This window comes from Epilithonimonas mollis, from assembly GCF_900142325.1.
In the GTDB taxonomy this organism is placed as follows: domain Bacteria; phylum Bacteroidota; class Bacteroidia; order Flavobacteriales; family Weeksellaceae; genus Epilithonimonas; species Epilithonimonas mollis.
This window is the reverse complement of sequence record NZ_FRAM01000001.1, coordinates 439814-466199: the sequence shown is the minus strand read 5'-3', so window position 1 is coordinate 466199 and position 26386 is coordinate 439814. Positions and strand designations below refer to the sequence as shown.

The window sequence follows — 26386 nt, the reverse complement described above, 5'->3', positions numbered from 1 at the left end:
GCTAATTAAATTTTAGCGGTTCCTTCCACACCATCGGAATTGTCAGTTTTATTTCCTGTAATTGCAGCGGCAGCAAAGCTCAATAAACTTACTATTTTTCCTGCTTTCGTATCCCAATAATAAGTTTCCTTTGGTTGTACTCGAATAATAGAAACATTGGGATCATCTTTTCCGTCAAACCATGCGTTTGCCATTGGTGACCATTTATCTTCGATTGTTGAACGATCCGTGTAAACAAAAGCTTCGCCATAAACCGAAAGATATTCAGAATCGCTGTTGTTCATAAAATAGAGCTGAACACGATTGTCTTCCTTTATTTCAAAATTTTTGTTGCTTGTCTCGCTGCTTATGAACCAAAGATTTCCGTTATTGTCAGTTTCTTGCAAGCTCATTGGTCGCGAATTGACTGGTAATCTGTCAAGTTCTGTACAGAACATGCATATTCTTGCTTTTTCAGACAGTTCTTTGATTTTTTTTACTGCTTCTTGATTGTTAAGATTTTCTGTTGACATAATACTTTATTTTTTTTAGTGTTTTAAAACTATAAATTAGCCATTAACAATTTCCCCGCCATTCGGATGCAAAACCTGTCCGCTGATATAGCTTGAGTCCTCACTTGCAAGGAAAAGAAAACTTGGAGCTACTTCATTCGGCATCCCTGCGCGTTTCATTGGAGAATCACTTCCGAATTCCGAATTTTTTTTAGGCTCAAAAGATGACGCAATGAGTGGAGTCCAGATAGGTCCCGGAGCAACTGCGTTAACACGAATTCCTTTATCGATCAAATTGGCTGATAAGCTTCTTGTAAATGCTACAATAGCACCTTTCGTTGAAGCATAATCAATAAGTTCCGGACTTCCTCTGTAAGCTGTGACAGATGTTGTATTAATAATGCTGGCCCCCTTTTTAAGATGAGGCATTGCGTATTTTGTGATCCAGAAGTAAGAGAAGAAATTATTGTGAAATGTTTTTGTCAATTGTTCCGTTGTAATATCTTCAATAGATTTTGATTCCCAGTGTAATGCTGCATTGTTAACTAAAATATCAATTTTCTTGTGTTTTTTAATTACCGTATCAATGACTTTTTTACATTGATTTTCTTTTCCCAGATCACCTTTTATCAAAGTGCATTTCCTTGAATAGACCTCTACTTCTTTTTTAGTTTCCTCTGCATCTTTGGTTTCGTTGAGGTAAGCAATGACAATATCAGCACCTTCCTTCGCAAATAATAAAGCCACCGCTTTTCCAATGCCGCTGTCACCACCAGTTATCAGTGCGACTTTGTTTTTCAGTTTTCCTTCTTTTGGATATTCGATGGGGTCGGTCTCTGGAGTAGGAAACATATTTTTTTCAAGTCCCGGTCGGTTTTGCTGTTGTTTGGGTCGGATTTTCTTTTTGGTTTCTTTTTCCATTTTTACTTTCATTTTTCTAAAGCAGTTACAAATAATGTGCTATTTATTAAATGAAGTGAGATTAATTTAAATCATAAATTTTAAATACTTTATACTGATGGAATGTTTATTGTAGAAAATTAGATAATAAATGTTCATTATTAATATCAAATCAAGATTCTAATTATGAGAGCAATTTGGAATGGTGCCATCGGCTTTGGTCTTGTAAATATCCCTATCAAATTGTATTCGGCAACAGACTCAAGTACTTTGGATCTGGATATGCTTGACAGCAAAGATCTGAGTAATATCAAATTCAAAAGAGTGAATGCCAGTACAGGAAAAGAAGTGGTTTGGGAAAATATCGTGAAAGGTTATAAAATTGAGGATAAATACATCGTTCTGGAAGATGAAGATTTTGCAGCTGCCAGTCCGGAAAAATCTAAAATACTTACCATCAATCAATTTGTAAAAGAATCCGAAGTTGATACCGCTCTTTTTGAAACGCCCTATTTTTTAGAACCTCAGAAGAATGGCGAAGCGGCTTATAAATTATTGCTGAAATCATTAATCAAAACAAAAATGGCAGGGATGGGTTCCTTTGTTTTAAGGGAACGGGAAATATTATGTTTGATCAGACCGTATGAAGACAAAATATTAATGGTGAACAGAATGCGTTATCCGGAAGAAATGAGAGCATATGAAGATTTGAAAATCCCAACAGGAAATGCTCCAAAACCTGCAGAACTGAAAATGGCGGAACAATTGATAAAATCTTTGGCAACGGAATTTGACCCGGCCAAATATAAAGATACCTACAATGCTGACCTTTTGAAAATAATCAAACAAAAAGCAAAAGGAAAGAAAATTAAACTAACGGAAGTGAAAGAGCCGGAAGGCAAAGCAACGGATTTGATGGCAATGCTGAAAGCCAGTCTGGAGAAAGGCAAGAAGAAAGTCGGGTAAAAGAAATGATTAATAATTGACATTAACAATTAATAATTGAAAGAGATGGCTTTAGAAGACTATAATAAAAAAAGGAATTTCAAAGAAACTTCTGAACCGGAAGGAAAAGAAAAGGCAAGCGGAAAGAAACTGAAATTCGTGGTTCAGAGACATGCTGCATCCAGACTTCATTACGATTTTCGTTTGGAAATGGAAGGTGTTCTGAAAAGCTGGGCCGTTCCGAAAGGGCCTTCGCTCAATCCTTCTGACAAGCGATTGGCAATGATGGTGGAAGATCATCCGTTCTCCTACAGAACCTTTGAAGGCTCGATTCCGCAAGGAAATTATGGTGCGGGTGAAGTTGAGATTTGGGATGAAGGAACTTACGAGCCGATTGAAAAAATTTCCGGAAAAACGGATGATCTGGTGATGCGGGCTGAACTTCATAAGCAATCATTGAAATTCATCCTTCACGGTAAAAAACTGAAAGGCGAATTTGCACTGGTCAAAATCAAAAATCCCAAGGAGGACAATGCCTGGCTCCTCATTAAACATAAAGATAAATTTGCAGTGGATGAAGATTATGATGCCGAAGAACACACACTGAAAACCTCCAAAGTAACTGCTTATCTCGCTGAGAAAGAAGGTAAAAAAAAAATAGCGAATCCGGAGGAATAAAGTCTTTCAAAAATTATGCGCCCGCACTTTCCGGTGCGAAAAAACTGTCAGAATTCATCAAACCGATGCTCTGTAAAGTCTCTGACAAAGCTTTTGATGACAAAGAATGGGCGTTCGAAATCAAATGGGACGGTTATCGTGCAATTGCAGATCTGCGGAAAGATGACATCCGGTTGTACTCCAGAAATGGAATCGATTTTTCTCAGAAATTCAAAAAGGTGACTCATGCGCTGAAACTTCAGGGGCATCATCTGGTTCTGGATGGCGAGATTGTGGCTTATGATGAAAAAGGAAAACCAAATTTCCAATGGCTTCAGCAAATTGGCGATAATCCTAATCTGGCATTGGCTTTTCAGGTTTTTGATTTGCTTTGGCTGAATGGACATTCGACGGAAAATCTATCTTATCTGCAACGGCGGGAATTGCTAAAAGATGCTTTGGTGGAAAATGAGGTCATCAAGTTCAGTGACCATATTCTGGAAAACGGCAAAGAGTTTTTCCAGGCTGCGAAAGATTTAGGTTTGGAAGGCATTGTTGCCAAGAAAACAGACAGCCTTTATAAAGAAAATATCCGAAGTTCGGAATGGCTGAAAATCAAGATCAACAAAAGTGATGAGGCGATAATTTGTGGATTTACAGAGCCCAAAGGCTCACGGAAGAAGTTTGGATCCCTGATTCTGGGTAAATATCTGAATGGTGAAATGGTTTTCTGCGGCCATACAGGCGGCGGTTTCAGTGACCAGTCGCTTGCCGAGATCTATGATAAAATGCAATCTTTGATTACCCCGAAATCAGTTTTCAAAATCACACCGAAAACCAATACCAAAGCAACCTGGATAAAACCGGAACTGGTTGCGGAAATCAAATTCACGGAGCTGACCAAAGATCATATTTACCGTCATCCGATTTTTATGAGACTCCGGGAAGATATCGAAACGGATGATGTTGAATTCAATTCTGAAAATCAATCAAAAAAAGAAGTTATGAAGAAAGAAGAAACGAAAAAACGAACTTCCAAAGAAGATATCAATAAGAAGATAGGAAAGCAGGAGCTGAAATTGACCAATCAGAATAAGATTTACTTTCCTGATGATGATGTCACGAAGGGCGATGTGATTGAGTTTTACCAAAGTATTTCGAAATACATTTTGCCCCACCTGAAAAACCGTCCGCAATCTATGAACCGCTATCCGAACGGAATCGAAGGGATGAGCTTTTACCAGAAAGATGCTTCCGAAGAGACGCCGGACTGGATAGAAACACAGAAAGTTTTCTCGGAAAGCACAGATAAATACATCAATTATATCATTTGTAACGATAAGGAAACGATGGCTTATCTCAACAATCTGGGCTGCATTGAACTGAATGTTTGGACGAGTAGAATCCAGAAAGCAGACAACCCGGATTATCTCGTTCTGGACCTTGATCCCTCTGATAAAAATTCATTTGAAGATGTTATAGAAACGGCTCAGGCTGTGAAGGAAGTTCTGGATATGGCAGGGATCAAAGGTTATCCGAAGACATCGGGAAGTTCCGGAATTCATATTTATATCCCGATGAATGCGAAATATTCTTATGATCAGGTTAAGGATTTCGGACATCTTCTGATGCAAATGGTTCAGCAAAAACTACCTGGTTTGACAACACTCGAAAGAAGCCTGCAAAAGCGGGATAAGAATAAAATTTATCTTGATTACCTTCAGAACAGAAGGGGACAGACATTGGCCAGTGTTTACAGCCTCCGGCCAAAAAAAGGTGCGCCGGTATCTATGCCCCTGGAATGGGATGAGGTGAAAAACGGCCTCAAACCAACGGATTTTAATATTCATAATTCCTTGGAAAGATTGAAAGAAAAAGGTGATATCTTCAAACCGATCCTCGGCAAAGGTATCGATATGCTGAAAGCCATTAAACGGCTGGAAACATAACAATTGGTCCGGCTCCTGTTCTTAGTGGATCAGGGCAAATTCATTAATCCATTATTAGATATAAAAAACCTGCGCAGCTTTTGCCTAAAACCTGCCTAGGTTTTGCCCAACTTGTGCTTAGGTTTTGATCAACTCCTGCGCAGGAGTTTTCGCGGAGTTGGGCACGAAATAAAAAAGAGCACTCCCTTTCAGTGAATGCTCTTAGTGATAAAAACCTTAAAATTCAAAAAAAATTATAATGAAACCCCTCGTTTCCAGGGGATAAATACATCCTGCTTCAGTTGGTCAGCCTTTGTTTCTACGTTGCCGCTCGCCAATTCTATGATATAATCTACAATCTCTTCTCCAACTTCCTGAATGCTTTTTTCGCCCGTGATCACGGTTCCGGCATTCACATCGATGATGTCGGACATCCTGCTGATCAACGCAGTGTTAGAAGATATTTTCACAACAGGAGCAATTGGATTCCCCATCGGATTTCCTAATCCTGTGGTGAATAGAACGACTGTTGCACCAGATCCTACCAGTCCTGTGGTGCACTCTGCATCATTTCCCGGGGTGTTCAGTAGGTTAAGACCAGGTTTCGAAATATATTCGCCATAGTCCAACACATCGACAATCGGTGCTGTTCCTCCTTTTTTGGAAGCGCCAGCAGATTTCATTGCATCGGTGATCAAACCGTCTTTGATGTTTCCGGGCGATGGATTCATGTCGAATCCTGAACCTGCATCGACAACAGATTTTTCGAAAGCTTTCATCAGTGTCAGGAACTTATCTGCTTTTTCCTCATCCACACATCGGTTCATCAATTCCTGCTCCACACCGCACAATTCCGGGAATTCTGCCAGAATCGTTTTTCCGCCTAACGCAGCGAAAATATCAGAAACGACACCCAATGCCGGATTCGCAGAGATTCCTGAAAAACCATCGGATCCGCCACATTCCAGACCAATGCTCAGCTTGGAAACAGGCGCAGGTTTGCGTTCGATCTTGTTGGCTCTTTTAATTGCTTCGAAAGACTCTTTGATCACCATCTGGAACATCTTGTCCGTAGTTCCGATTTTCTGCTGTTCAAAGATCAGAACCTCCTTATCGCTGTTCGGACTCATTTCTTTCAGAGCATTTTGAAAAATATCGACCTGCAGGTTCTGGCATCCTAAGCTGAGAACTGTTGCTCCGGCCACATTCGGGTTGTTCACATAACCGGCAAGCAATTTCGCCAACAGTTCCGAATCCTGCCGGATTCCGCCACAGCCACCTTGGTGATTGATGAATTTCACTTCAATGTTATCCAGAAGATTTTCATTCCTGGATTGATCCTCCACTTCTTCCACACTTTTTTCTTCAATCAGGGAGCGCAGGAAGTTTTTGTACGAAACTTCTTTCTTCGGAAGCAATTCGTTTTCGAAGATGTCTTTCAGCTTTTCGATATTTTTGTTCTCACAGAAAACCAACGGGAAAAACAACCAGACGTTCTTGGTTCCGACCTGCCCGTCAGAGCGGTGGTAACCGTTAAAGGTCTTATCTTTCCATTTGTCCACATTTGGGGGTGTCCAGCCGAGATTCCCTGTCTTTTTGAAAACTTCTTCACTCTCGTGTTTCACGTTTTCCGTCGTAATGACTTCGCCTTTCTGAATCGGCTGATTCGCTTTCCCGACGATAACACCGTACATAATGATATGATCGCCCAACGAAAAATCTTCTGCTGCGAATTTATGTTTTGCTTTCGTATCTTTAAGAACCGTGTAATCAGCATCGTCAAGATGCACAATGTCTCCTGCAGGCAAATCCGTCAGTGCAACAATGATGTTGTCTTTAGGATTAACTTTTAAAACTTTCTTTTGCATAATTTTCAGATTAAATTATCTCAACAATTTTGGCAGCTATTCCGCCTGTAGTTTATACTGAGCTTGTCGAAGACTTTTCAATTATTGATTAATAAAACTTTTATAACCTTCTTCAATTCCTGTGGAATCGATTGCACTCAAAGCTTTAGTTATAGCTTCTGTCAACCCAGGAACTGCTGTAAGATCCTGATCCCAGAAACTTGGTTCAGACAATGCCGCTTTGGTAACTTCTCCAAGATCACTAGAGGACCAGATTTCTCTGAATCTTTCCAAAACCGGAGCATCATCGCTCACAGGAAGCTGTTTTCCATCAAACACACCTTGATAGAACCTGATTAGTGCTGCTAAAGCAAATGTGAGATTAGTAGGCAATTCATTTTTGATTTCAACATATTTCATTAAGCTTGGTAATACTCTGACCTTAAATTTTGAGACCGAATTCAATGCAATGCTGGAGAGCAAATGCTTCAGAAACGGATTTCTGAATCTGTCAAAAACTTCATCCGAAAACGCTGTCAATTCTTCCGTAGGTAAATCCAGAGTAGGAATGATCTCATTATAAACCGTATCGGAAATCCATTGTCCTGCAAAATCCGCATCAATCGCTTCTTTCACCGTTTCTTTTCCGTCCAGGACAGAGAATGCCAACATTGCGGTGTGAGCACCGTTCAGGATTCTGACCTTTCTGGTTCTGTATGGTGTGATGTCATCCACAACCAAAACCTGATCATCGATCTTATCAAAAGGAATCAGCGCTTTCAGTTTTTCATCACCTTCAATAACCCAAAGTAAGAACGCTTCACAAACCACCATCAGATTATCATCATAATCCAATTTAGCTTCGTATTCGTCTTTTTCTTCTCTTGGATAACCCGGAACAATTCTGTCTACCAAGGTGTTATGGAAATGATTGCTATTCTGTACCCAAGCTGAAAAATCTGCTTCAAGATTCCAAAGCTGGGCATATTTCAGAATATATTCTTTTAATGTCAATGCATTGTTTTCAATCAGTTCGCAAGGAATGATGTGAAGGCCTTTGTCATCAGCACCGTTGAAATGCTTGAATCTCTCATAAAGAAAAGAAGTTACTTTTGCAGGAAAATTCCTGTGAGGTCCTGAATTCAAAGACGTTTCCGACTCATCAAAAGCAATTCCGGCTTCTGTTGTATTCGATAAAATGAACTGTAGATCTTCACCTTTTGCCAGCTCAAGATATTCAGCGTAATTATCATAAGGACTGAATGAACGCTGAACGGCAGAGATCACACGCTGGTCATCCACAATCTTTCCTTTTTTCACTCCTCTCACGAAAAGCGTGTAAAGATTATCCTGCGCTTCCAGCATATCTACAAGTCCGCCCTGTGTTGGCTGAACAACGGCTACGCCAGCGTTGAAACCAGCTTCTTTGTTCATCTTGTCAATCAGGTAATCAACGAATGCACGAAGGAAGTTGCCTTCTCCGAACTGTAAAAATTTTATGGGTAGCTTTTCGTTTAAACCTAAGTTTTCACGGTTGAGTTTTTGTTTAATTTGATATTCCATTGTTTAATCTTTTATGATTTTATATTTCGGCACCAGTGATTTCATCACGAACCACGCAATCAGATAAGCTACTGCGCAAACTGAGAAAATAATCATGTAGCCTTTATCTATACCGTCAGATATTATTGCACCGGAACTTTTCAGTTGGGTTAACAGATCGTCAGGAAGTCTTGTATTCTTAAATTCCGGATATTTTTCTAAAAGCGGAACGCCGTCAATTGTTGTCCATGCCATGTGCGCATGGTCGAAAAGTAATCCAGAACCTTTATTGATCAGGAAAGAACCAATTCCGCCGGCCATGCCGCCAATTCCTGTAATGGTGGCAATTGCTTTTTTGGGGAACATATCGCCAACTGTTGAAAAGATGTTTGCCGACCAGGCCTGATGCGCTGCTCCTGCAATACCAATAATCAACACAGGAAACCAATATGATATCTGTCCAGCCGGTTGTGCAATAAGTGCCAATAGGGGAAAGAATGCGAAGATCAACATGGCACGCATTCTTCCTGCGTAAGGATTCATCCCTTTTTTGTCCACGAAATATTTTGGAAGCCAGCCTCCAACAATGGAAACCAGGGTTATCATATACAAAACGAAGAGTGGTAACGCACTTTGCGTGCTGTCCATTCCGTAAACCGAACTTAGGTAAGCCGGAGTCCAGAACAAATAGAACCACCAAACACCGTCTGTCATAAATTTACCAAAAATAAATGCCCAGGTCTGTCTGTATCCGAAAGCTTGTTTTAAGCTCATTTTTTTCTGATGAACTTCCGTTGTTTCTTCTATGACATCATCCTGATCCTGCTGAATGTATGCCAATTCGTGCTCGTTAACTTTCGGGTGCTGATGAGGTTTTTTGTAATAGAAAATCCAAAGTCCCATCCATAAAAATCCTAAAGCACCAATAATGATAAATGCCATTTCCCAACCCATAGATTTGGCGATGAAAGGAATGGTCACAGGTGCTGCTAACGCTCCAACAGTTGCTCCCGCATTGAAAATACTTGTAGAAAACGCCCTGTCTTTTTTAGGAAAATATTCTGCAGTCGTTTTAATCGCCGCAGGGAAATTTCCTGCTTCTCCAACCGCCAAAACAAATCTGGCAAAGATGAAAAGCGTTACACTTGTGCTTGTAACAAGTGAAATATCGTTTAAAGTCCCGATAATTTTCTTCGATTCTGCGAAGCCAACCAACCAGTTTCCCGTCAGTATTCCGGATGTTGCAATGCCGCAGAAGGCGTGTAAAATTGCACCAATCGACCAGATGAAAATTGCCCAGAGAAATCCTTTTTTTGTATCCATCCAATCCACAAATTTCCCTGCAAACAACATACTGATTGCGTAGAAAATTGAAAATAATGCCGTAATGTTTCCATAATCGTTATTATTCCAATGAAATTCGGGCTGGATAAAGTCTTTCCAAGTTAAAGAAAGTACCTGCCTGTCTAGATAATTAATCGTGGTAGCAATGAACAGAAGTCCGCAAATAGACCATCTGAAATTACTGGGTTTAAAGGATTTAACTGAACTCATATAGTTTTAGGAATTTAGTTTGTTCTATGATTATTTGATAGATCGGATGATTTCCAATACTTTTTTAGTTTCGTTTTCTATGGTTGTGTAATCTTTGGAGGCCATCAGTTCTTTACTTACTAATTTACTTCCCATTCCAACAGCAGAAACACCAGCTTTGAACCAGCTTTCGATATTTTCTTTGGTAGTGTCAACACCGCCTGTTGGCATAAATTTCAGATTCGGAAACACATCTTTGATGGCGCTCATAAATCCCGTTCCAAGTGCATTACCAGGGAATAATTTCACGAAAGTCACGCCTGCATTTTCAGCTTCGATGATTTCTGTCGGCGTCATACAACCCGGGCTGTAAAGGACATCTTTCGGAATCAGGAATTCAGCAACTTCAGAAACAAATCCTGGACTGATGAAAAAGTCAGCACCAGCATTATAATAATCTTCCGCTTGTTTCTGATTTTTTATGGTTCCGATTCCAAGCAGCATATCCGGCATTTCAGCATTTCGGATTTCTACCATTTTTGTGAAATTGCTTAGTGCAGATTCACCTCGGCTTGTGTATTCCACAGCTCGGATTCCTGCTCTGTAAAGCGATTTCAGTATTTCTAAAGTTACCGTTTCATCAGCATTATAGTACAAAGGCAAAAGTCCTTGCTTAATAATGGCGTTTGTAACTAATTGAATCTTTGTCATATTAATTTTGTTTAGCTAATTGCTAATGGCCAATGGCGAATAGCTTTTTATCTTTTAATTCTTCCTCCTGAATTGCCGTTCATTACTTCCAGAATATCGTTAGCGCTGCTCAGATTCACATCGCCCAAAATGGTGTGTTTGATGGCGCAAGCTGCGTTGGCAAACTTCAAAGCTTTCTCATCATCGAAGTGGATTAAACCGTAAATCAAACCTGCAGCAAACGCATCGCCGGTTCCGATTCTGTCCACAACAGGATTCACTTCCAGACTCTCTGTTTCAAAATATTGTCCGTTGATCAAAGCTCTTCCCTGAGTGGCCTGATTACTTGCCGTAATTCCAATTCTGGTTTTATCAAATACTTTTTTGATGGAAGGAATTTCTTTCATTAATGTCTCAGCAGCCTTGATGAAACTGTCTTTATCATAACCGAAAGTTGTTCCCAATATTTCATTGATTTCATTTACGCCACCGATGAAAATCGTGGAGGAGGAGATGAGCTCTTTAAGAACTGCGAATCCTTCTTTGCCATATTTCCAAAGATTGGAACGATAAGCCGGGTCCGCTGTGATTTCGATTCCTTTTGAATAAGCTAATTGTAAACCTTGCTTCAAAGTCTCGTAAGCACCTTCCGAAATTCCGGGAGAAATCCCTGTCCAGTGGAAATATTCTGCACCTTCGAGAGCTTTTTCCCAATCTACCTGTTCCGGTTTGATGTTGGCAAAAGAACCGTTTAATCTGTTGTACGAAATTCGGCTCGCACGCATTGCAGAACCAACTTCCAGGAAATATAAACCAATCGGATGTTCTGTTCTGTTGACGAATTGTGTATCAATTCCGTAACTTTTCATTGTTGCAATGGCTGATTCTCCGATGAAACAATCGGAAACATTGGTGATGTGTCTCGTTTCGCACCCCATAATGGCCAAAGACGCACCGACATTCATTTCTGTTCCTCCAAAGAAGAATTCCATTTCACGGCTTTGTCTCAGCATTTTGCTATCGGATGGAGACAGTCTCATCAGTACTTCGCCAAAGGTTACAACTTTGCTCATTAATTTTTATTTTTTTCTGAACCTCACAGGTTTTTAAAACCTGTGAGATTTGAGTTTTTACTTTATAAAATCTTCTCTAAACGGACTGAAAACATCTACCAAAATTCCGTCTTCCAGACATTCGACGCCGTGAAGAACATTCGAAGGAACGAAAAATGAATCGCCTTTTTTCAAAATTGAAATATCTTCGCCGATGTTCACTTCAAATTTTCCTTCCGAAACATAAGTCACCTGAATGTGCGGATGTTTATGCTTGTAGCCAATTCCGCCTTTTTTGAAACGGACATTCACCATCATTACAGATTCGTCGTAGCCTACGATTTGGCGGTCGATATAGTCATCGATTTTTTCCCATTCTGTTGTATCGGATTTGTAATATATTTTGGATGTTTGTTTTGTTTCCATTGCTTTGTTTAAACGTTAAATCGCAAAATTGTTAATTTGCAATTTGTTTTTAATTTCGTAATCCTTTGTATTACATTAAGATTACATTCACTAATTTTATTTTAAATTTTGTCATTCCGTAGGAATCTCAACTGGTTAGATTGACTTCGTCGAACCACTTCGTTAGGTTTCCTGCGGAATGACAAAAAATGCTTTTTTAATATTACTGCTTCTTCTATGTCGAATCTGCAGCCCGACTTGAGCGGAAATCCTTTTTTGCTTGTACTTGATTTCTTTTTAATGTGAAATCGTAGTGCAAAAAAGATTGGGAGCGGAAGGCGGATTAAGCTGCCCAAAAAATTTTAAAAAGTGAAATAGTCTTTTGCATTCTGATAACAGATGTCTGAGACGATTTTTCCTACTAAATCCAGGTCTTCCGGCAACTCGCCACTCGCCATTTCTTTTCCTAACAAGTTACACAAAACTCTTCTGAAATATTCGTGTCTTGGGAAGGAAAGGAAGCTTCTGGAATCGGTCAACATCCCAACAAATGTGCTGATCAGTCCCATATTAGAAAGAGCGTTCATTTGTTTTTCCATTCCGTCTTTCTGGTCCAAAAACCACCAGCCAGAACCGAATTGTACTTTTCCTTTCACAGAACCATCGTTGAAATTCCCAATCATTGTTGCCATAATTTCGTTATCGGCAGGATTCAGATTGTAAATAATCGTTTTGGTCAATTTATCTTTAGAATCCAATGTATTAAGGAATCTCGAAAGGTTCGCAGCCTGACTGAAATCACCAATGGAATCCCAACCTGTGTCCGGCCCCAAAACTTTCAACATTCTTGCATTGTTATTTCTCAATGCGCCCAAATGATATTGCTGAACCCAACCAAGAGAATGGTATGTCTCTCCCAAAAACAACAAAATGGCTGTTTTGAATTGCTCAATCTGATGTGGCGTCAATGTTTCACCTTTTCTTTTTATTTCAAAAATTGAGTTGATTTCAGAATCTGTGAACGTTTCAAAAGAAATGTTGTTCAATCCGTGGTCACACAATCTGCATCCGTTGGCGTGAAAGTATTCAATTCTCTTGATCAGCGCATCCTGTACATCCTTGTAAGAATTGATTTCGATTCCTGCAGATTCTCCTAATTTATCGATGTAAGCATTATAATCGTCGTTGTCAATCAAAATCGCTTTGTCGGGACGAAAAGCCGTGCTGACTGTAATTCCGATATTGTTTTGTTTGATTGTTTTATGATACTCTAAAGTGTCAATCGGATCTTCTGTGGTACAAACCGTTTCCACGTTTCTCATTTTCAACAATCCGTGAACAGATTTTTCTGGTGTTTGAAGCTGAGCTGAAACATTTTCATAAACGTCGTCCGCATTTTTTTCGCTTAACAAATCATAAACGTCAAAATATCTTGCTAGTTCCAAATGTGTCCAATGGAATAGAGGATTTCTCAACGTATTGGGAACTGTCTTTGCCCAAGCTGCGAATTTTTCTTTGTCAGAAGCATCTCCGGTGATGAATTTTTCGTTCACGCCCATTGTTCTCATCGCTCTCCATTTGTAATGGTCGCCACCAATCCAAACCTGAGTAATGTTCTCAAACTGACGGTTTTCTGCAATCTCTTTCGGAGGCAAATGGTTATGATAATCGATAATCGGTTGGTTTTCAGCAAATCTGAAATACAACTCCTCAGCGAATTTGTTCTTTAATAGAAATGTATCTGTGATAAATGGTTTTGTAAGTGTACTCATTTTTAATTATTAATGATAAATTATTAATTATGAATGTTTATTCGTTTGAAGGTTTTCCGATGGTTGCTAGGATTCCGCCGTCAACATAGATGATTTGTCCATTGATGAATTGACTCGCTTCTGATGCTAAGAAAATTGCTGTTCCAGCTAAATCTTCGGGATTTCCCCAGCGACCTTCCGGTGTTCTGCTGATAATGAACTCGTTGAAAGGATTGCCGTCAACTCTGATGGGTTCAGTCTGTGACGTAGCAAAATAGCCGGGACCGATGCCATTCACTTGGATGTTATGTTTTGCCCATTCTGTTGCCAGATTTTTGGTCAGCATTTTTAATCCGCCTTTTGCAGAAGCGTAAGCCACAACGTTGTCGCGACCCAGTTCGCTCATCATCGAACAAATGTTAATGATTTTACCTGATTTTCTGGCAATCATACTCTTTGCGACCAATTGGGACATAATAAAAGGTCCAACTAAATCTACATCAATGACTTTTCGGAAATCGGAAACTTCCATTTCTAAAGCAGGAATTCTTTTGATGATACCGGCATTATTAATAAGGATATCGATTTGTTTGTGATTAGCTTCGATTTCTGCTACTTTTTCAGCGGCGATTTTCTCATCGGTCACATCAAAAATATAGCCTGTCGCTTTATATCCTTTTGACTGGTAATAAGCAATGGCTTCTTCTAGTTTGGAAGGCGTAGTGCTGGTAACGACCAATTCTGCACCAGCAGAAGCCAGACCTTCTGCCATTGCCAAACCTAAACCGTGCGTTCCACCAGTAATTAATGCTACTTTTCCTGTTAAGTCAAATAAATTTGTCATTTATAATATTTTATTTCTCGCTGATTTTACAGATTTTGCTGATTTCAAATCTGCTTAATTAGCAAAATCTGCGAGAATATTTTATTATTTTAATTCATCAGTTTTTACAGTATCCATATCGCCGTAGTCCATATTTTCTCCGGCCATTCCCCAAATAAAGGTGTAACTGGAAGTGCCAACACCTGAGTGAATCGACCATTCTGGCGAAATCACTGCGTCATTATTTTTAAGAAAAATGTGTCTCGTTTCCTGAGGATGTCCCATAAAATGCGATATGGTTTGCCCTTCTTCCAAATCAAAATAGAAATAAGCTTCCATTCTTCTGGTATGCGTGTGAGAAGGCATTGTGTTCCAAACGCTTCCTTCGTGCAGTTCGGTCATTCCCATTTGAAGCTGACAGGTTTCCAGAACGCTGTTTACCAATAATTTATTGATTGTTCTTCTGTTTGCATATTTTGTATCACCTAATTCTACAATTTCCGCTTCATTCTTGGTAATCTTTTTTGTAGGATAAGAATGATGAGCCGGAGCAGAATTGATATAGAAATAAGCTTGTTCTCCATCAAGGTTCTCAAAAGTTACCTCTTTGTTTCCTTTTCCTATATATAACGCTTCCTTATTATTAAGTTCGTAAACAGTTCCGTCCACGGTAACTTTTCCTTTCCCGCCAACATTGATGATTCCGATTTCTCTTCTGTCTAGAAAGTTCTCGGCTTTTAATTCGTCAATAGTTTCAAGAGTCAAGGCTTTATCAACAGGTAAAATTCCTCCTACGATCAATCTGTCATACATTGTGTAAACCAGTTTAATAGTATTGGGTTGGAACAAATCATTGATTAAAAATTCTTCCCGAAGTTTTTCTGTTGTGTAATTTTTGGCATCGTTTGGATGATGCGCATATCGGAATTCTGATTGAGTCATCTTATTTTTATATATATGAACTGAAAATTAATTTGTGTAATCGATTGCATTAAAATACATTGATTTTGGCACAGAAAATTATTTGTGTAAATATATATATAAAAATTAATCAAAAAAGAAAAAGTTTAACTATTTTATAAAATACTGTATATCATTCATTTATATTCAGTGGTTAAGTGATTCAATACTGAAATTTACTATTTAATAATGTTGTGAATCCTCTCATAATGCAATTAATTGTGCAATATTCTATGTCTAATGTTTTTTTATACTGATTTGAATTACTTAAATGGATTTGTTTTTAAGTACTTGTTTATCAATTATTTAAATATTTCAGTTGTTCTTGTTTTATATATGGGGATAAAATGTTTGAGCTGAAATAATTAGCACTTAAAAAAATGAAATTTGCCAAAATTTATCTTCTTACGTTAATTTTTGGTTAAATAATTTTTGAAAAATTATCCTATTCTTTTGCCTGCTTGTCTGAAAATTAGATTAAAAAATTATTAATAATAAAAAAACTGACTCATAGATTATTTAATATAATGGATTTTATGTTATTGGTAATCAATGTATTATTATGTGTTTTATATTTTAATCATGCTTAATGTTAAATTAATATTAATAAAAAAGTATATTTTTTTATTTGCCAATTAAAAAATAATCTTAGTTTAGTCGAGTTAAGAAATCATAAAAATTTAAGTGCAATCGATTGCGCTTTTTATTGAAGTTTAATACCATTATTAAGTAAAAAACAAATTACTAATTATAAAAACTAAAAATATCTATGAGTGGTTTAAAATTAGGTATTCAAAGTGCTTTTGTAAAAACAACGATCGCTTCTGTGTTTTTGCTGCCTGCATTTGGATTGGCTCAGGAATTAATTAAAGTTTCAGGAACCATCACCTCAGAACAGAATAAGCCTCTGGCAAATGTGGAGGTCACTGTAAGGAATTCCAAGTTCTCTACAATGACTGACAAGTCAGGGAAGTACTCTCTCAATGTTCCGAAAAATGCAATACTGGTTATCCGTTCAAAAGGCTTTGAAGAGCAGGAGGTGAATGTCAATGGAAAAAACATCATCAATATTGCATTGGCGAAATTTGACGGTGGCAAGGAAAGAGCCATTGATGAAGTTGTTCTGGTCGGATATACAACGGTTTCCAAAAAAGATGTTACGAATTCAATCGCATCTGTAAAAGGTGACCAGCTTGTCGACATGCCTGTAAATACTGCTGCTGAAGCTATCCAGGGCAGAATGGCTGGGGTTCAGGTAACTTTTGGAGAAGGTTCTCCCGGCTCTGACCCGGAAATCAAAGTGAGAGGCGGAACATCTATTACGCAGGACAATGCGCCGCTATATATTGTTGACGGTGTCCAGATGGATAATGCATTATCGGTCATCTCACCAAAAGAAATCGAGTCTATAGAAGTTCTGAAAGACGCAGCTTCTACTTCTATTTATGGTGCAAGAGGTGCAAACGGTGTGGTTCTGATCACTACTAAAAGTGGCAGAAAAAACACCAAAACAATGGTTAATTACAACGGCTTTACCGGTATAAGGACAATTGCAAAAACGCTGGATGCCATGAGTCCGTACGACTTTGTACAATATCAGTATGAATTGCGTAACAGGGACGGTTATCAGGACCAGATAGACAAATTTATCGAACTTTATGGTAATTATAAACCCACTTATAATGATAAAGGGGAACTTATAGATGCGGGAATAGAAAAATACAGAACGATCCAGTCGAAAAATTGGCAGGAAGAGGTTTTCGGAAAAGAGGCTTTCAATTATACCCATAATATCAATATCTCCGGAGGTAATTCCAACTCTGCATTTATATTAGGTCTGAACCATGTAGAGGAAGATGGCATCATGCTGAATTCCGGATACAAAAGAAGTATGGCTAACTTCAAATATGATTTTGATATCAGTAAAAAGCTGAAAGTAGGATTGACTGCCAGATATAGCAGGACTTCCATTCTGGGAGCGGGAACATCCTCTTCGGGGACGCAGACTACAAACAGACTAAGAAATGTCATCCGTTACAAGCCTTTTGAAAATGGTGTAAAAACAGGAGCGGGTTCTGATGAATTCGATACAGATGACTTTGCAACTACCAATCTCATCAATCCTGTATTACTCGCTAATAATGAAATCAAGTTTAATGATGTTAACAATTTATTCCTGAATGGTGTCATCACGTACAATATTTTTAAAGATTTGACTTTCAAAAGTACGATTGGTTATGTTCAGAATGACCAGAAAATCAGCCAGTTTTCCGGACCATCCACTTATCTCTCCAGAATCAATGCTGATTTGTCTGTAGTTCAGTTAACAAATACACAAAGCAGAAGAATAACAAATAGTAATACACTTGCTTATAAAAAGAAATTCGAAAATAGCAAATTAGATTTATTGCTTGGACAGGAGATCGTACAAACAGATGGCAACAAAACAGATATGACAATAAGATGGTTGCCAACATCTTTATCAGCAACCCAGGCTTTTGCAAATATTATTCTTGCAACTCCTCCTATGGGAATGGTTCAGGAAGCTCCTGTTGCAGCAGTTCTGCCACCAATGAGATTGGCTTCATTCTTTGCAAGAGCCAATTATATCTATAATAACAAGTATATTGCAACATTCTCTATAAGAAGAGACGGTTCCAGCACATTTGGAACTTCTAACAAATGGGCCAATTTCCCTTCAGCATCATTGGCTTGGAAAATTGGGGAAGAAAACTTCCTGAAGGATTCTAAAATCATAAGTGACCTTAAATTACGTGCAGGCTATGGACAATCGGGGAATGACAGAATTGCATCTTTTTTGTTTGATACTTTCTACACGCCATCAAGTACTTATGGTTATACAGGTGGTGTAGGTATAATTACCGGAGCAGCCCCAAGTAATATCAAGGCTAACCGTAATATAAAGTGGGAAGCGACTGTTTCCCAGAATATTGGTTTGGATTATTCATTGTTTAATAACAGAGTTTATGGTGCTATCGATGCTTACATCACAGATACTAAAGATCTATTGTTACTGGCAAAAATTCCTCAGACTAGTGGTTACGAGTTCGAATATCAAAACTCAGGTAAAACCCAGAACAAAGGTTTGGAATTCAGCCTTGGCGCTATTGTAGTAAGCAATGAAAGCTTCCAGTGGAAAGCAGATTTTAACATTGCTGCAAATAAAAACATGATAAAAAGTCTAGGTTCAGTCACCAATTCAGGAACTGATTATTATTTGGTTCCGTCAGGTTGGGTAAATAACCTTTTTGATTTCAAAGTGCAAGTTGGGGCTCCAGTCGGGACTTTCTATGGCTATGTAACCGAAGGAAGATATGAGATCAGCGATTTTGACTTCAATCCGGCTACCAACAGATATACTCTGAAACAAGGCATTGCGAGTTCCGGATCTGTTGCATTAGGTAACAGAGCACCGCAGCCGGGAGATCTCAAACTGAGAGATGTTAACGGAGACGGAGTTATTGATACAAATGATCAGACTGACCTTGGAAATGCTCAACCCAAATTCTACGGTGGTTTCAACCAGACTTTCCGTTACAAGAATTTTGATATGAGCTTATTCTTCAACTTCTCTGTCGGGAATAAAGTTTATAATGCCAATAAGCTTGAATTCACAACCAAGTTCCAGTATTATGATCAGAATATGCTAGCTGATATGACCAACCGATGGAAATGGTTTGACGGCGATGAAAGAATTCTTGACCCTACGAGATTGGCAGCTCTGAATGCAAACACAACGATGTGGACGCCGACTACAGGTAATTATTTCCTGCATTCTTACGCCATAGAAGACGGATCTTTCCTTAGACTGAATAACGTAACCATCGGATATACTTTACCAAAGGATTCTTTGAAAATGCTTGGGATTACAAATTTCAGATTGTATGCCACAGCTAATAATGTATTCACCATTACAGGTTACTCTGGTTATGATCCGGAAGTTAGTACAAGAAAGAATGCGCTTACACCCGGTGTGGACTATGCGGCTTTCCCAAGAAGCAGGTTTTTCGTAACAGGTATTGATGTAACTTTTTAATTCAAAAAAAATGAAAATTAACAGATTAATTTATATAATAAGTTGTTTGGCTGTCTTCAGTACTTTTACAGCGTGTGAAGATTATCTTAACCCGGAGAATATTTCCAGTTCCAATGAGGCACAGCAATTTGACAGCACAGCCGATACATTCACAGCATTGATTGGTGTATATAACCAGATCATCGGTGACGATGCTTACGGACAAAGATTGAATCTTTATTATCCTCAGTCGGCTGACGATTTCAAAATATCAGGAGATTTTAACTGTAATGACAGAAGAGGAATCAGCACTTATGGTGCCTGTACTTCCAATCCTGATTTGAACAAACCGTTTTTAAAATTATATTCAGGGATAGAAAGAGCGAATCTTTGTATCAAAAATATTCCGCTTTCGCCGGTTTATAAAACCGGTTCTGCAGCTGAAAAAGCTTTGATGGATCGATATCTGGGAGAGGCTATGACACTGAGAGCGCAGTTTTACTATGACCTTATCAAAAACTGGGGCGATGTTCCGATGCAGATGGTTCCGTCTTCTGATCTGGAAACGGTTTACCTTCCGAAAACTGACAGAGATGTTATCTATGACAAGATCATTGCAGACCTTGCAGTAGCAGCTGACCTTATTCCATGGAAATCAAAAGCCAATACTTCTAACACAAGAATTACAAAAGCTGCTGTTAAAGGGCTGAGAGCAAGAATTGCTTTGGCAAGAGCCGGATATTCTTTGAGAAGAGATCCAAGAGTTATGGCAAAAGGCTCTAACTCCGAAGTGTATTACAAGATCGCTTATGATGAATGTAAAGATATTATGACATCTGGAGAACATTCCTTAAATCAAAACTTTGAAGCAGTGTTCAGAGCATTGCACGATAATTCGGAAGATGCTGCCAAAGAAGTGATTTTTGCGGCAGGCGCTTTCGGAGGTAATGCTGCAACTGACAGTAAGATAGGTTATTTTAACGGGATGAAGCATGATGATAACTCTAATTGGAAAGGAGGTGGGAATGTACTTGCACTACCGGTTTACTTCTACGAGTTCAGCAAATATGATGTGAGAAGAGATCTTAGCGTTGCTGTCAATAAAGTTAATAATGATAATCTTTCAGAATTATTGACAGGTGCTTTGTGGACGGATGGTAAATTCAGAAAATCATGGACGAATGTGACGGGAACTTCCCAAAACCTGGGAATCGATTGGCCATTGTTGCGTTATTCAGATGTTTTACTCATGTTTGCAGAAGCGGATAATGAATTGAATAATGGTCCGTCAGCACAAGCCATCAAAGCTGTCAGAGATGTGAGAGAGAGAGCCTATGCTGGAAATCTTGGACAGGCTGGAACTATTCCGACTGACAAGACAGGATTCTTCAATTATATCGTTCACGAAAGATTGTTAGAGTTTGGAGGCGAGGGTCTAAGAAAATATGACCTGATCCGTTGGAATCTGTTGGCAACAAAAATCGCTGAAACCAAACAGAATCTTACCAATTTCTTAAACGGTACCGGCAAGTACGCCAATGTTCCTTCTATACTATATTATAAGGTTTCACCATATGATAAAACAAAAACGGCACAGGCTACGCTTAATGGGATAGATATTTATGTTCCGGCTGGTGTCAGTAGAGAAGATGTGTTTTATACGCCAACACCAGGAACAGCACCATCAGGTTATAAAACTATCAACTGGAGAGTAGCGGTGAATGCAACTTATATCAATGATCCTCTGAAAGGTTATGCACAATATTTTGAAGCCAACAGAAAAGAACTACTTCCTATCTACAACGATATTATATTATCTAACTATAATCTGACACAAGATTATGGTTATTAGAAACAGTAAAATTCTGAACCGGAATTTTTAAGTTATTATATTTTTAATTTTTTTTGAAGACTCACTCTATCAGGGTTTTATATCCTGATAGAGCTGAATCTAAGGAGATTGTCATCTCTAATTCCAAAGAAAGAAAACACATTATTTAAAATTAGTTAATGAGAGGTTCGTTGATGATCAACACTAATTCTAAATGTATAAAACTCATTAAAATTCATTAAATATTTATATGAAAAAATTTAAACTACTTTATCTATTCCTGTTATTTGCGATGATGCAGGTTTCAGGTCAGTCTGTTACATTCAGTGAATCGAAAGGCTGGATAGAAACGGCTTTTGTAAAATGGCAGCCGGTACAAAACGCCAGCAGATACAATGTTTACTATTCCGGCGAAGGTGTCGTAAACAAGCAGGTTGATGATTATCTCATCCGTAGTTACGGATCTTATTTCAGAGCTGATGTTTTAGGGCTGAAAGCCGGAACTTACACCATTACAGTAAAACCCGTGATTCTGGGTGTGGAAGGAACAGGAGCTACAACAGCTTCTCTTACTGTTCTCCCACACGACAGAAACGGATTCGCATTTCATGGCGGAAGAGTTCCGGGAGGTTACAAGGCCGACGGAACTCCAAAAGATAATGCCGTTATTTTATACATCACTGAGAAAAGCAAAAACACAGTTTCTTTCAATGTAATTACAAATAATAACGGAAATACAACTAATTATGTCGGTTTCCAGAATATCTTTTCCGGAATCAAAAAAGGAATTGATAAGAGACCATATATCTTCCGTCTGGTTGGGAATATAACAGACTTTACTGATATGGAGAACGGTGATTTGGTAGTAGAAAATAAGAATAATGACCAAAGCTACATCACTGTAGAAGGTGTGGGCGATGATGCCGTTGCAAACGGATGGGGAATCCGTATAAAAAATGCAACTAATGTTGAAATTGCAAACCTCGGTTTTATGAACTGTGACAGTGGCGAAGGTGATAATATAGGGATGCAGCAGAACAATTCCTATATCTGGGCTCATAATAATGATCTGTTCTATGGCCATGCAGGAAGCGATGCAGATCAGATTAAAGGGGATGGCGCACTGGATAACAAAGGGACGACCTATGCAACATATTCCTACAATCACTTTTGGGACTCAGGAAAAGCAAGTCTTTTAGGACTTAGCGAAGGTTCAAATACAGGATTATATGTAACTTACCATCACAACTGGTTTGATCATTCAGATTCAAGACATCCGAGAGTACGTTATTACTCGGCACACATTTACAATAATTATTTTGACGGCGTTGCCAAATATGGTTCAGGTTCTACAGAAGGTTCGTCTTTATTTTTGGAAGGAAATTACTTCAGAAATTCCAAAAATCCTATGATGATTTCACTTCAGGGTACAGACGTCTGGAGTCCTTCCAAACAGCAGAATGATCCTGGCAATCAGGGAACTTTCTCAGGAGAAGACGGCGGTATGATCAAAGCATTTAACAATACAATGGATGCTGACATAGCTACCAACTCAATGCGTTTTGTAGCTTATGCTGACCCGAATCCTTTATATAATATCCCGGGTAAAATCAGCTCTACAATAGATTTTGATGCTTATGTGGCAACAACACGAGGCGAGCTTGTTCCTAATTCTGTTAAGTCTTTTAAAGGAAATAATGTTTATAACAATTTCGATACTGATGCTTCTCTTTATGTTAAAAATCTGACTGTGGAAAATCCTGCAACAGCAAGAGATAATGTAAAATTATATTCAGGAAGAGTAGAAGGTGGCGACTTCAAATGGACTTTTGATAATGCGGTTGATGACAAATCTTATGCGGTTATTCCGGGTCTGAAAAGCGCTCTGACCAATTACGGAACATCAATGGTTTACATCCAGGCAGAAGGAAGCACACAGACTTTGGTCAATACTTCCGGAAACAAAGACCAGACTGTGGCAACTGGTTCGCCAATCGCTCCGATTGTATTCACATGGGGTGGCGATGCAACGGATGTTGTGCTCACAGGAATTCCGGCTAACGGACTTTCATTTACCAAAAATGCAACAGCAAAAACCGTGACCATTACAGGAACGCCAACAGCGACAACAAATTATACAGTTACAACAGTAGGTACAGGAAATGCAACGTCTATTAGCGGGACTGTTAAAATTGGCCCTGGCAATCCGGGTGAGCCAGACGGTCTGATCCATAATTTTACAACTTCCGGAAAGGTAAGCACTTTCTATGCGATCACAGGAAACATGAATTCTACAGATGGTACACAATCTTATGACGGATTGACATTGACAAAACGTTTCAAGATGGAATCTTCTACCAATATCAAATATACTACTACAGAAGGATCTACTCTGACTTTGGTTTTCGATGCAGATTTCTCAAAAGTGGTGAAGTTTGATGGCACCAATTATACAGCCGCTAATGGTATTGTAACGATTAGCAATATTCCGGCTGGTGAACACACGATCACAAAAGGTGATACAGCCAACCTGTATTATATCAAAACGGTTTATGCAACGATGTCAACATCAGACATCAGCAAAGCTCAGGTAACTATCTATCCGAATCCGGTTTCTGATTATCTGAAAATCAAAACGGCGGGTGAAAAAGTGTTGAATGTAAAAGTTTACAGTTTTACAGGTTCTTTGGTTAGTAATCTTGATGGAAAAGCAGATTCTTTTGATCTGAAACATCTTCCGGCTGGCAATTATATCATCTCTGTTACAACTGATAAAGGAACAGTTACTAAAAAAATTATCAAAAAATAACCTTACATAACTTAATGTCTGCCTGTAGTTTTCAGGTCACATTATTTAATTGTTAAATTCATGCAGGTTTTCATCCCGAATGGGGTGAAAACTTGTATTTATTTAAAATCCATATCAATGAAAACCAACATTCTTTTATTGTTTTTTTCTTCAATATTAGTCTTGATTTGTAACAGTTCTTTCAGCATTATTCATGATTCTGAAGAAATTTATACAGTTTCAAAAGACGGGAAAGGAGATTTCAAAACAATTCAGGAAGCGGTGAATGCAGCAGGAAATAACTGGAATGATAGAACAAAAATTATTGTCAGAAAAGGCGTTTATAGAGAGAAAATTATAATTCCTGCAACAAAAAGTGCCATTTATTTTGAAGGTGAAAGTTTTGCAGAAACCATTATTGTCAATGATGATTTTGCATCAAAGAAAAATACTGAAGGAAAAGAAATGGGAACGACCGGCTCTTCCACGGTTTTTATTTTTTCGGATAATTTTTCAGCAAAGAATATCACATTTCAGAATGATGCAGGAAAAGTCGGACAGGCTGTTGCTGTTTTGATTACAGGAGATAAAGCTATTTTCGAAAATTGCAGATTTCTTGGATTTCAGGATACATTATACTTGAAAGGTGAGCAGGATGTTCCGACTCCAAAAAGAGAAATCCGTCATTATTTTAAAAACTGCTATATCGAAGGGACAACCGATTTTATCTTCGGAGCGGCAACTGCGGTTTTCAGGGATTGCACAATCTACGCCAAAGAAAACGCCACTTTTATTACTGCAGCTTCTACACCGGAAAATACCAGGTTCGGTTTTGTCTTTATGAATTGTAAAATCAAAGGCGATGCAAAATCAGAATCGGTCTATCTGGGAAGACCTTGGCGGCTCTTCGCAAAAACGGTTTTTATCAATACAGATATGTCTGAAATTATAAAGCCGGAAGGCTGGCAAAACTGGAAAAAACCAGAAGCTGAAAAAACAACTTATTATGCGGAATATAATTCCAAAGGTGTGGGATCAGATCCAAAGATGAGAGTCAGCTGGTCTCATCAATTATCAAAGAAGCAAGCCAAAGAATATTCAGTAAAAAATATTCTTTCGGGAAGTGATAACTGGAATTTTAAAATAAATGATTAGAAGCTGATTTAATCTAATTTCTAAATCTAATGTAAAAATGAAAAATATAACCCTCAAAACTGTTTATTCCGGACTCCTGATCAGTTTCATCAGTTGTTCCGCACAGACAGATGTCATTCAGAAAATCAGGAACAACGGAAACGTGCCATTTTCTTATGCCGAGTTATCGGTGAAAAAAGGCGGAAAATGGGACGGAAACAAATACCTTGGCGGAACTTTTGAAAACGTAACCGGACTCACTATTCCTGCAGAGCATACGGATCATTCATCATACATCCGCTACGAAGGAATCGGTCTGGAAAACAATCAGATTGGTTACAGGTTATATCTCGATTGGCGAAATGCCACCGATATCTTCGGAAAAAAAGTAAATACTTTGGTTTTGCCGGATATTGGCCAGGACGGTTTCGAATCCTATCATCATGATGCGGCCTGGGGGCAGGATATCCTGAAATCCGGTCGCACCATTGGCATCGGTTCATACGGAAGATACGATGACCAGAACGATTTTGTAGAAACTTTTAAAACGGTGAAGTCAACCACTGCAAAAGTGGTCAATGAGAAAGATAATTCTTACGCCGTTATCGATTATAAAGACTGGAAAACCTGGGGAGATGCGGTTGATTTGCAGTCCAGGCTAACGATTTTCAACAGGGATCGATTTGTAAAAGTAGATTTATCCTTAAGCAGCCCGATTTCCGGATTGGCGACAGGTATCGTTGCATTTCCAGATATTCCGGTCAGACAGGCGGTGAGCAAAAATAAAAAATGGGCTTATGTTGCGACTTTCGGACAGCAGACTTTAGCAAAAAAAGAAGATAATCTCGGGATGGCCGTTTTCTATCCCGTCGAAAGTTTTGATAAATATGTTAAAACAAAATCCACACATACTGTCGTTTTTAAAAAAACTAAAAATGTAACATATTATTTTCTGGGAGCCTGGTCACAGGAACCTGGTGGCTTCAGAACTGAAACCGAATTCTATCAGGATTTAGAAAAAAAATTAGACCGGCTCGACCAGGAAAATAAATTATAAATTAGAATTATGGCAG

Annotated in this window: 19 protein-coding genes; 8 read left to right on the top strand and 11 right to left on the bottom strand. The window is 38.6% G+C overall.

What is annotated here, in order from left to right:
* Positions 1-5: 5 nt before the first annotated feature.
* Both BUA97_RS02035 and BUA97_RS02030 read right to left on the bottom strand, forming a co-directional pair.
* A complete protein-coding gene (locus tag BUA97_RS02035; RefSeq protein WP_072996196.1) occupies positions 6-512 on the bottom strand; it encodes a pyridoxamine 5'-phosphate oxidase family protein in 507 nt (168 codons plus the stop codon).
* 36 nt (positions 513-548) lie between these two features.
* A complete protein-coding gene (locus BUA97_RS02030; protein WP_245795784.1) occupies positions 549-1424 on the bottom strand; it encodes an SDR family oxidoreductase in 876 nt (291 codons plus the stop codon).
* A 153-nt stretch (positions 1425-1577) separates the two neighbouring features.
* Here BUA97_RS02030 and ku point away from each other — a divergent pair, with 153 nt between their 5' ends.
* The 3 genes from ku (at position 1578) to ligD (ending at position 4942) form a co-directional block, all read left to right on the top strand.
* Positions 1578-2357 (top strand): non-homologous end joining protein Ku, encoded by a 780-nt coding sequence (gene ku, locus BUA97_RS02025; RefSeq protein WP_072996195.1) that lies wholly within the window; start codon positions 1578-1580, stop codon positions 2355-2357.
* A 45-nt stretch (positions 2358-2402) separates the two neighbouring features.
* The gene (locus BUA97_RS02020; protein WP_072996194.1) at positions 2403-3014 is read left to right on the top strand and encodes a DNA polymerase ligase N-terminal domain-containing protein; all 612 of its coding nucleotides are present in this window, start codon (positions 2403-2405) and stop codon (positions 3012-3014) included.
* A gap of 65 nt (positions 3015-3079) precedes the next feature.
* Entirely contained in the window at positions 3080-4942 is a 1863-nt protein-coding gene (gene ligD / locus BUA97_RS02015) for a DNA ligase D (protein ID WP_072996193.1), read from the top strand.
* 233 nt (positions 4943-5175) lie between these two features.
* Here the strand turns inward: ligD and BUA97_RS02010 are convergent, their stop codons facing one another.
* The 9 genes from BUA97_RS02010 to kduI all read right to left on the bottom strand — a co-directional run bounded on the left by BUA97_RS02010 (position 5176) and on the right by kduI (position 15506).
* The gene (locus tag BUA97_RS02010; protein WP_072996192.1) at positions 5176-6789 is read right to left on the bottom strand and encodes a UxaA family hydrolase; all 1614 of its coding nucleotides are present in this window, start codon (positions 6787-6789) and stop codon (positions 5176-5178) included.
* Positions 6790-6870: 81 nt separating this feature from the next.
* On the bottom strand, positions 6871-8331 hold the full coding sequence (locus BUA97_RS02005; RefSeq protein WP_072996191.1) for a tagaturonate reductase: 1461 nt from the start codon (positions 8329-8331) through the stop codon (positions 6871-6873).
* A 3-nt stretch (positions 8332-8334) separates the two neighbouring features.
* Positions 8335-9864, bottom strand: a complete 1530-nt coding sequence (locus BUA97_RS02000) for an MFS transporter (protein ID WP_072996190.1) — start codon at positions 9862-9864, stop codon at positions 8335-8337.
* Between the two features lie 30 nt (positions 9865-9894).
* Positions 9895-10554 (bottom strand): bifunctional 4-hydroxy-2-oxoglutarate aldolase/2-dehydro-3-deoxy-phosphogluconate aldolase, encoded by a 660-nt coding sequence (gene eda / locus BUA97_RS01995; protein ID WP_072996189.1) that lies wholly within the window; start codon positions 10552-10554, stop codon positions 9895-9897.
* Between the two features lie 47 nt (positions 10555-10601).
* Entirely contained in the window at positions 10602-11606 is a 1005-nt protein-coding gene (locus tag BUA97_RS01990) for a sugar kinase (RefSeq protein ID WP_072996188.1), read from the bottom strand.
* 57 nt (positions 11607-11663) lie between these two features.
* Positions 11664-12011: a cupin domain-containing protein gene (locus BUA97_RS01985; protein ID WP_072996187.1), complete on the bottom strand. Its 348-nt coding sequence runs from the start codon at positions 12009-12011 to the stop codon at positions 11664-11666.
* 341 nt (positions 12012-12352) lie between these two features.
* Complete coding sequence (uxaC, locus tag BUA97_RS01980; RefSeq protein WP_072996186.1) at positions 12353-13762, bottom strand: glucuronate isomerase; 1410 nt, start codon at positions 13760-13762, stop codon at positions 12353-12355.
* A gap of 37 nt (positions 13763-13799) precedes the next feature.
* Positions 13800-14585, bottom strand: coding sequence for a gluconate 5-dehydrogenase (locus BUA97_RS01975; protein WP_072996185.1), 786 nt, complete (start codon positions 14583-14585; stop codon positions 13800-13802).
* A gap of 84 nt (positions 14586-14669) precedes the next feature.
* Positions 14670-15506 (bottom strand): 5-dehydro-4-deoxy-D-glucuronate isomerase, encoded by an 837-nt coding sequence (gene kduI / locus BUA97_RS01970; RefSeq protein WP_072996184.1) that lies wholly within the window; start codon positions 15504-15506, stop codon positions 14670-14672.
* 787 nt (positions 15507-16293) lie between these two features.
* Here kduI and BUA97_RS01965 point away from each other — a divergent pair.
* From BUA97_RS01965 to BUA97_RS01945, 5 genes are all read left to right on the top strand, one after another.
* Positions 16294-19581 (top strand): SusC/RagA family TonB-linked outer membrane protein, encoded by a 3288-nt coding sequence (locus BUA97_RS01965; RefSeq protein WP_072996183.1) that lies wholly within the window; start codon positions 16294-16296, stop codon positions 19579-19581.
* Between the two features lie 10 nt (positions 19582-19591).
* Positions 19592-21412 carry a RagB/SusD family nutrient uptake outer membrane protein gene (locus tag BUA97_RS01960; RefSeq protein WP_072996182.1) on the top strand — a complete coding sequence of 607 codons (1821 nt, stop codon included), beginning with the start codon at positions 19592-19594 and terminating at the stop codon, positions 21410-21412.
* 229 nt (positions 21413-21641) lie between these two features.
* Positions 21642-24200, top strand: a complete 2559-nt coding sequence (locus tag BUA97_RS01955; RefSeq protein WP_072996181.1) for a pectate lyase family protein — start codon at positions 21642-21644, stop codon at positions 24198-24200.
* Between the two features lie 117 nt (positions 24201-24317).
* On the top strand, positions 24318-25334 hold the full coding sequence (locus BUA97_RS01950; protein ID WP_072997174.1) for a pectinesterase family protein: 1017 nt from the start codon (positions 24318-24320) through the stop codon (positions 25332-25334).
* A gap of 37 nt (positions 25335-25371) precedes the next feature.
* Positions 25372-26370, top strand: coding sequence for a DUF4861 family protein (locus tag BUA97_RS01945; RefSeq protein WP_072996180.1), 999 nt, complete (start codon positions 25372-25374; stop codon positions 26368-26370).
* Positions 26371-26386: the final 16 nt, after the last annotated feature.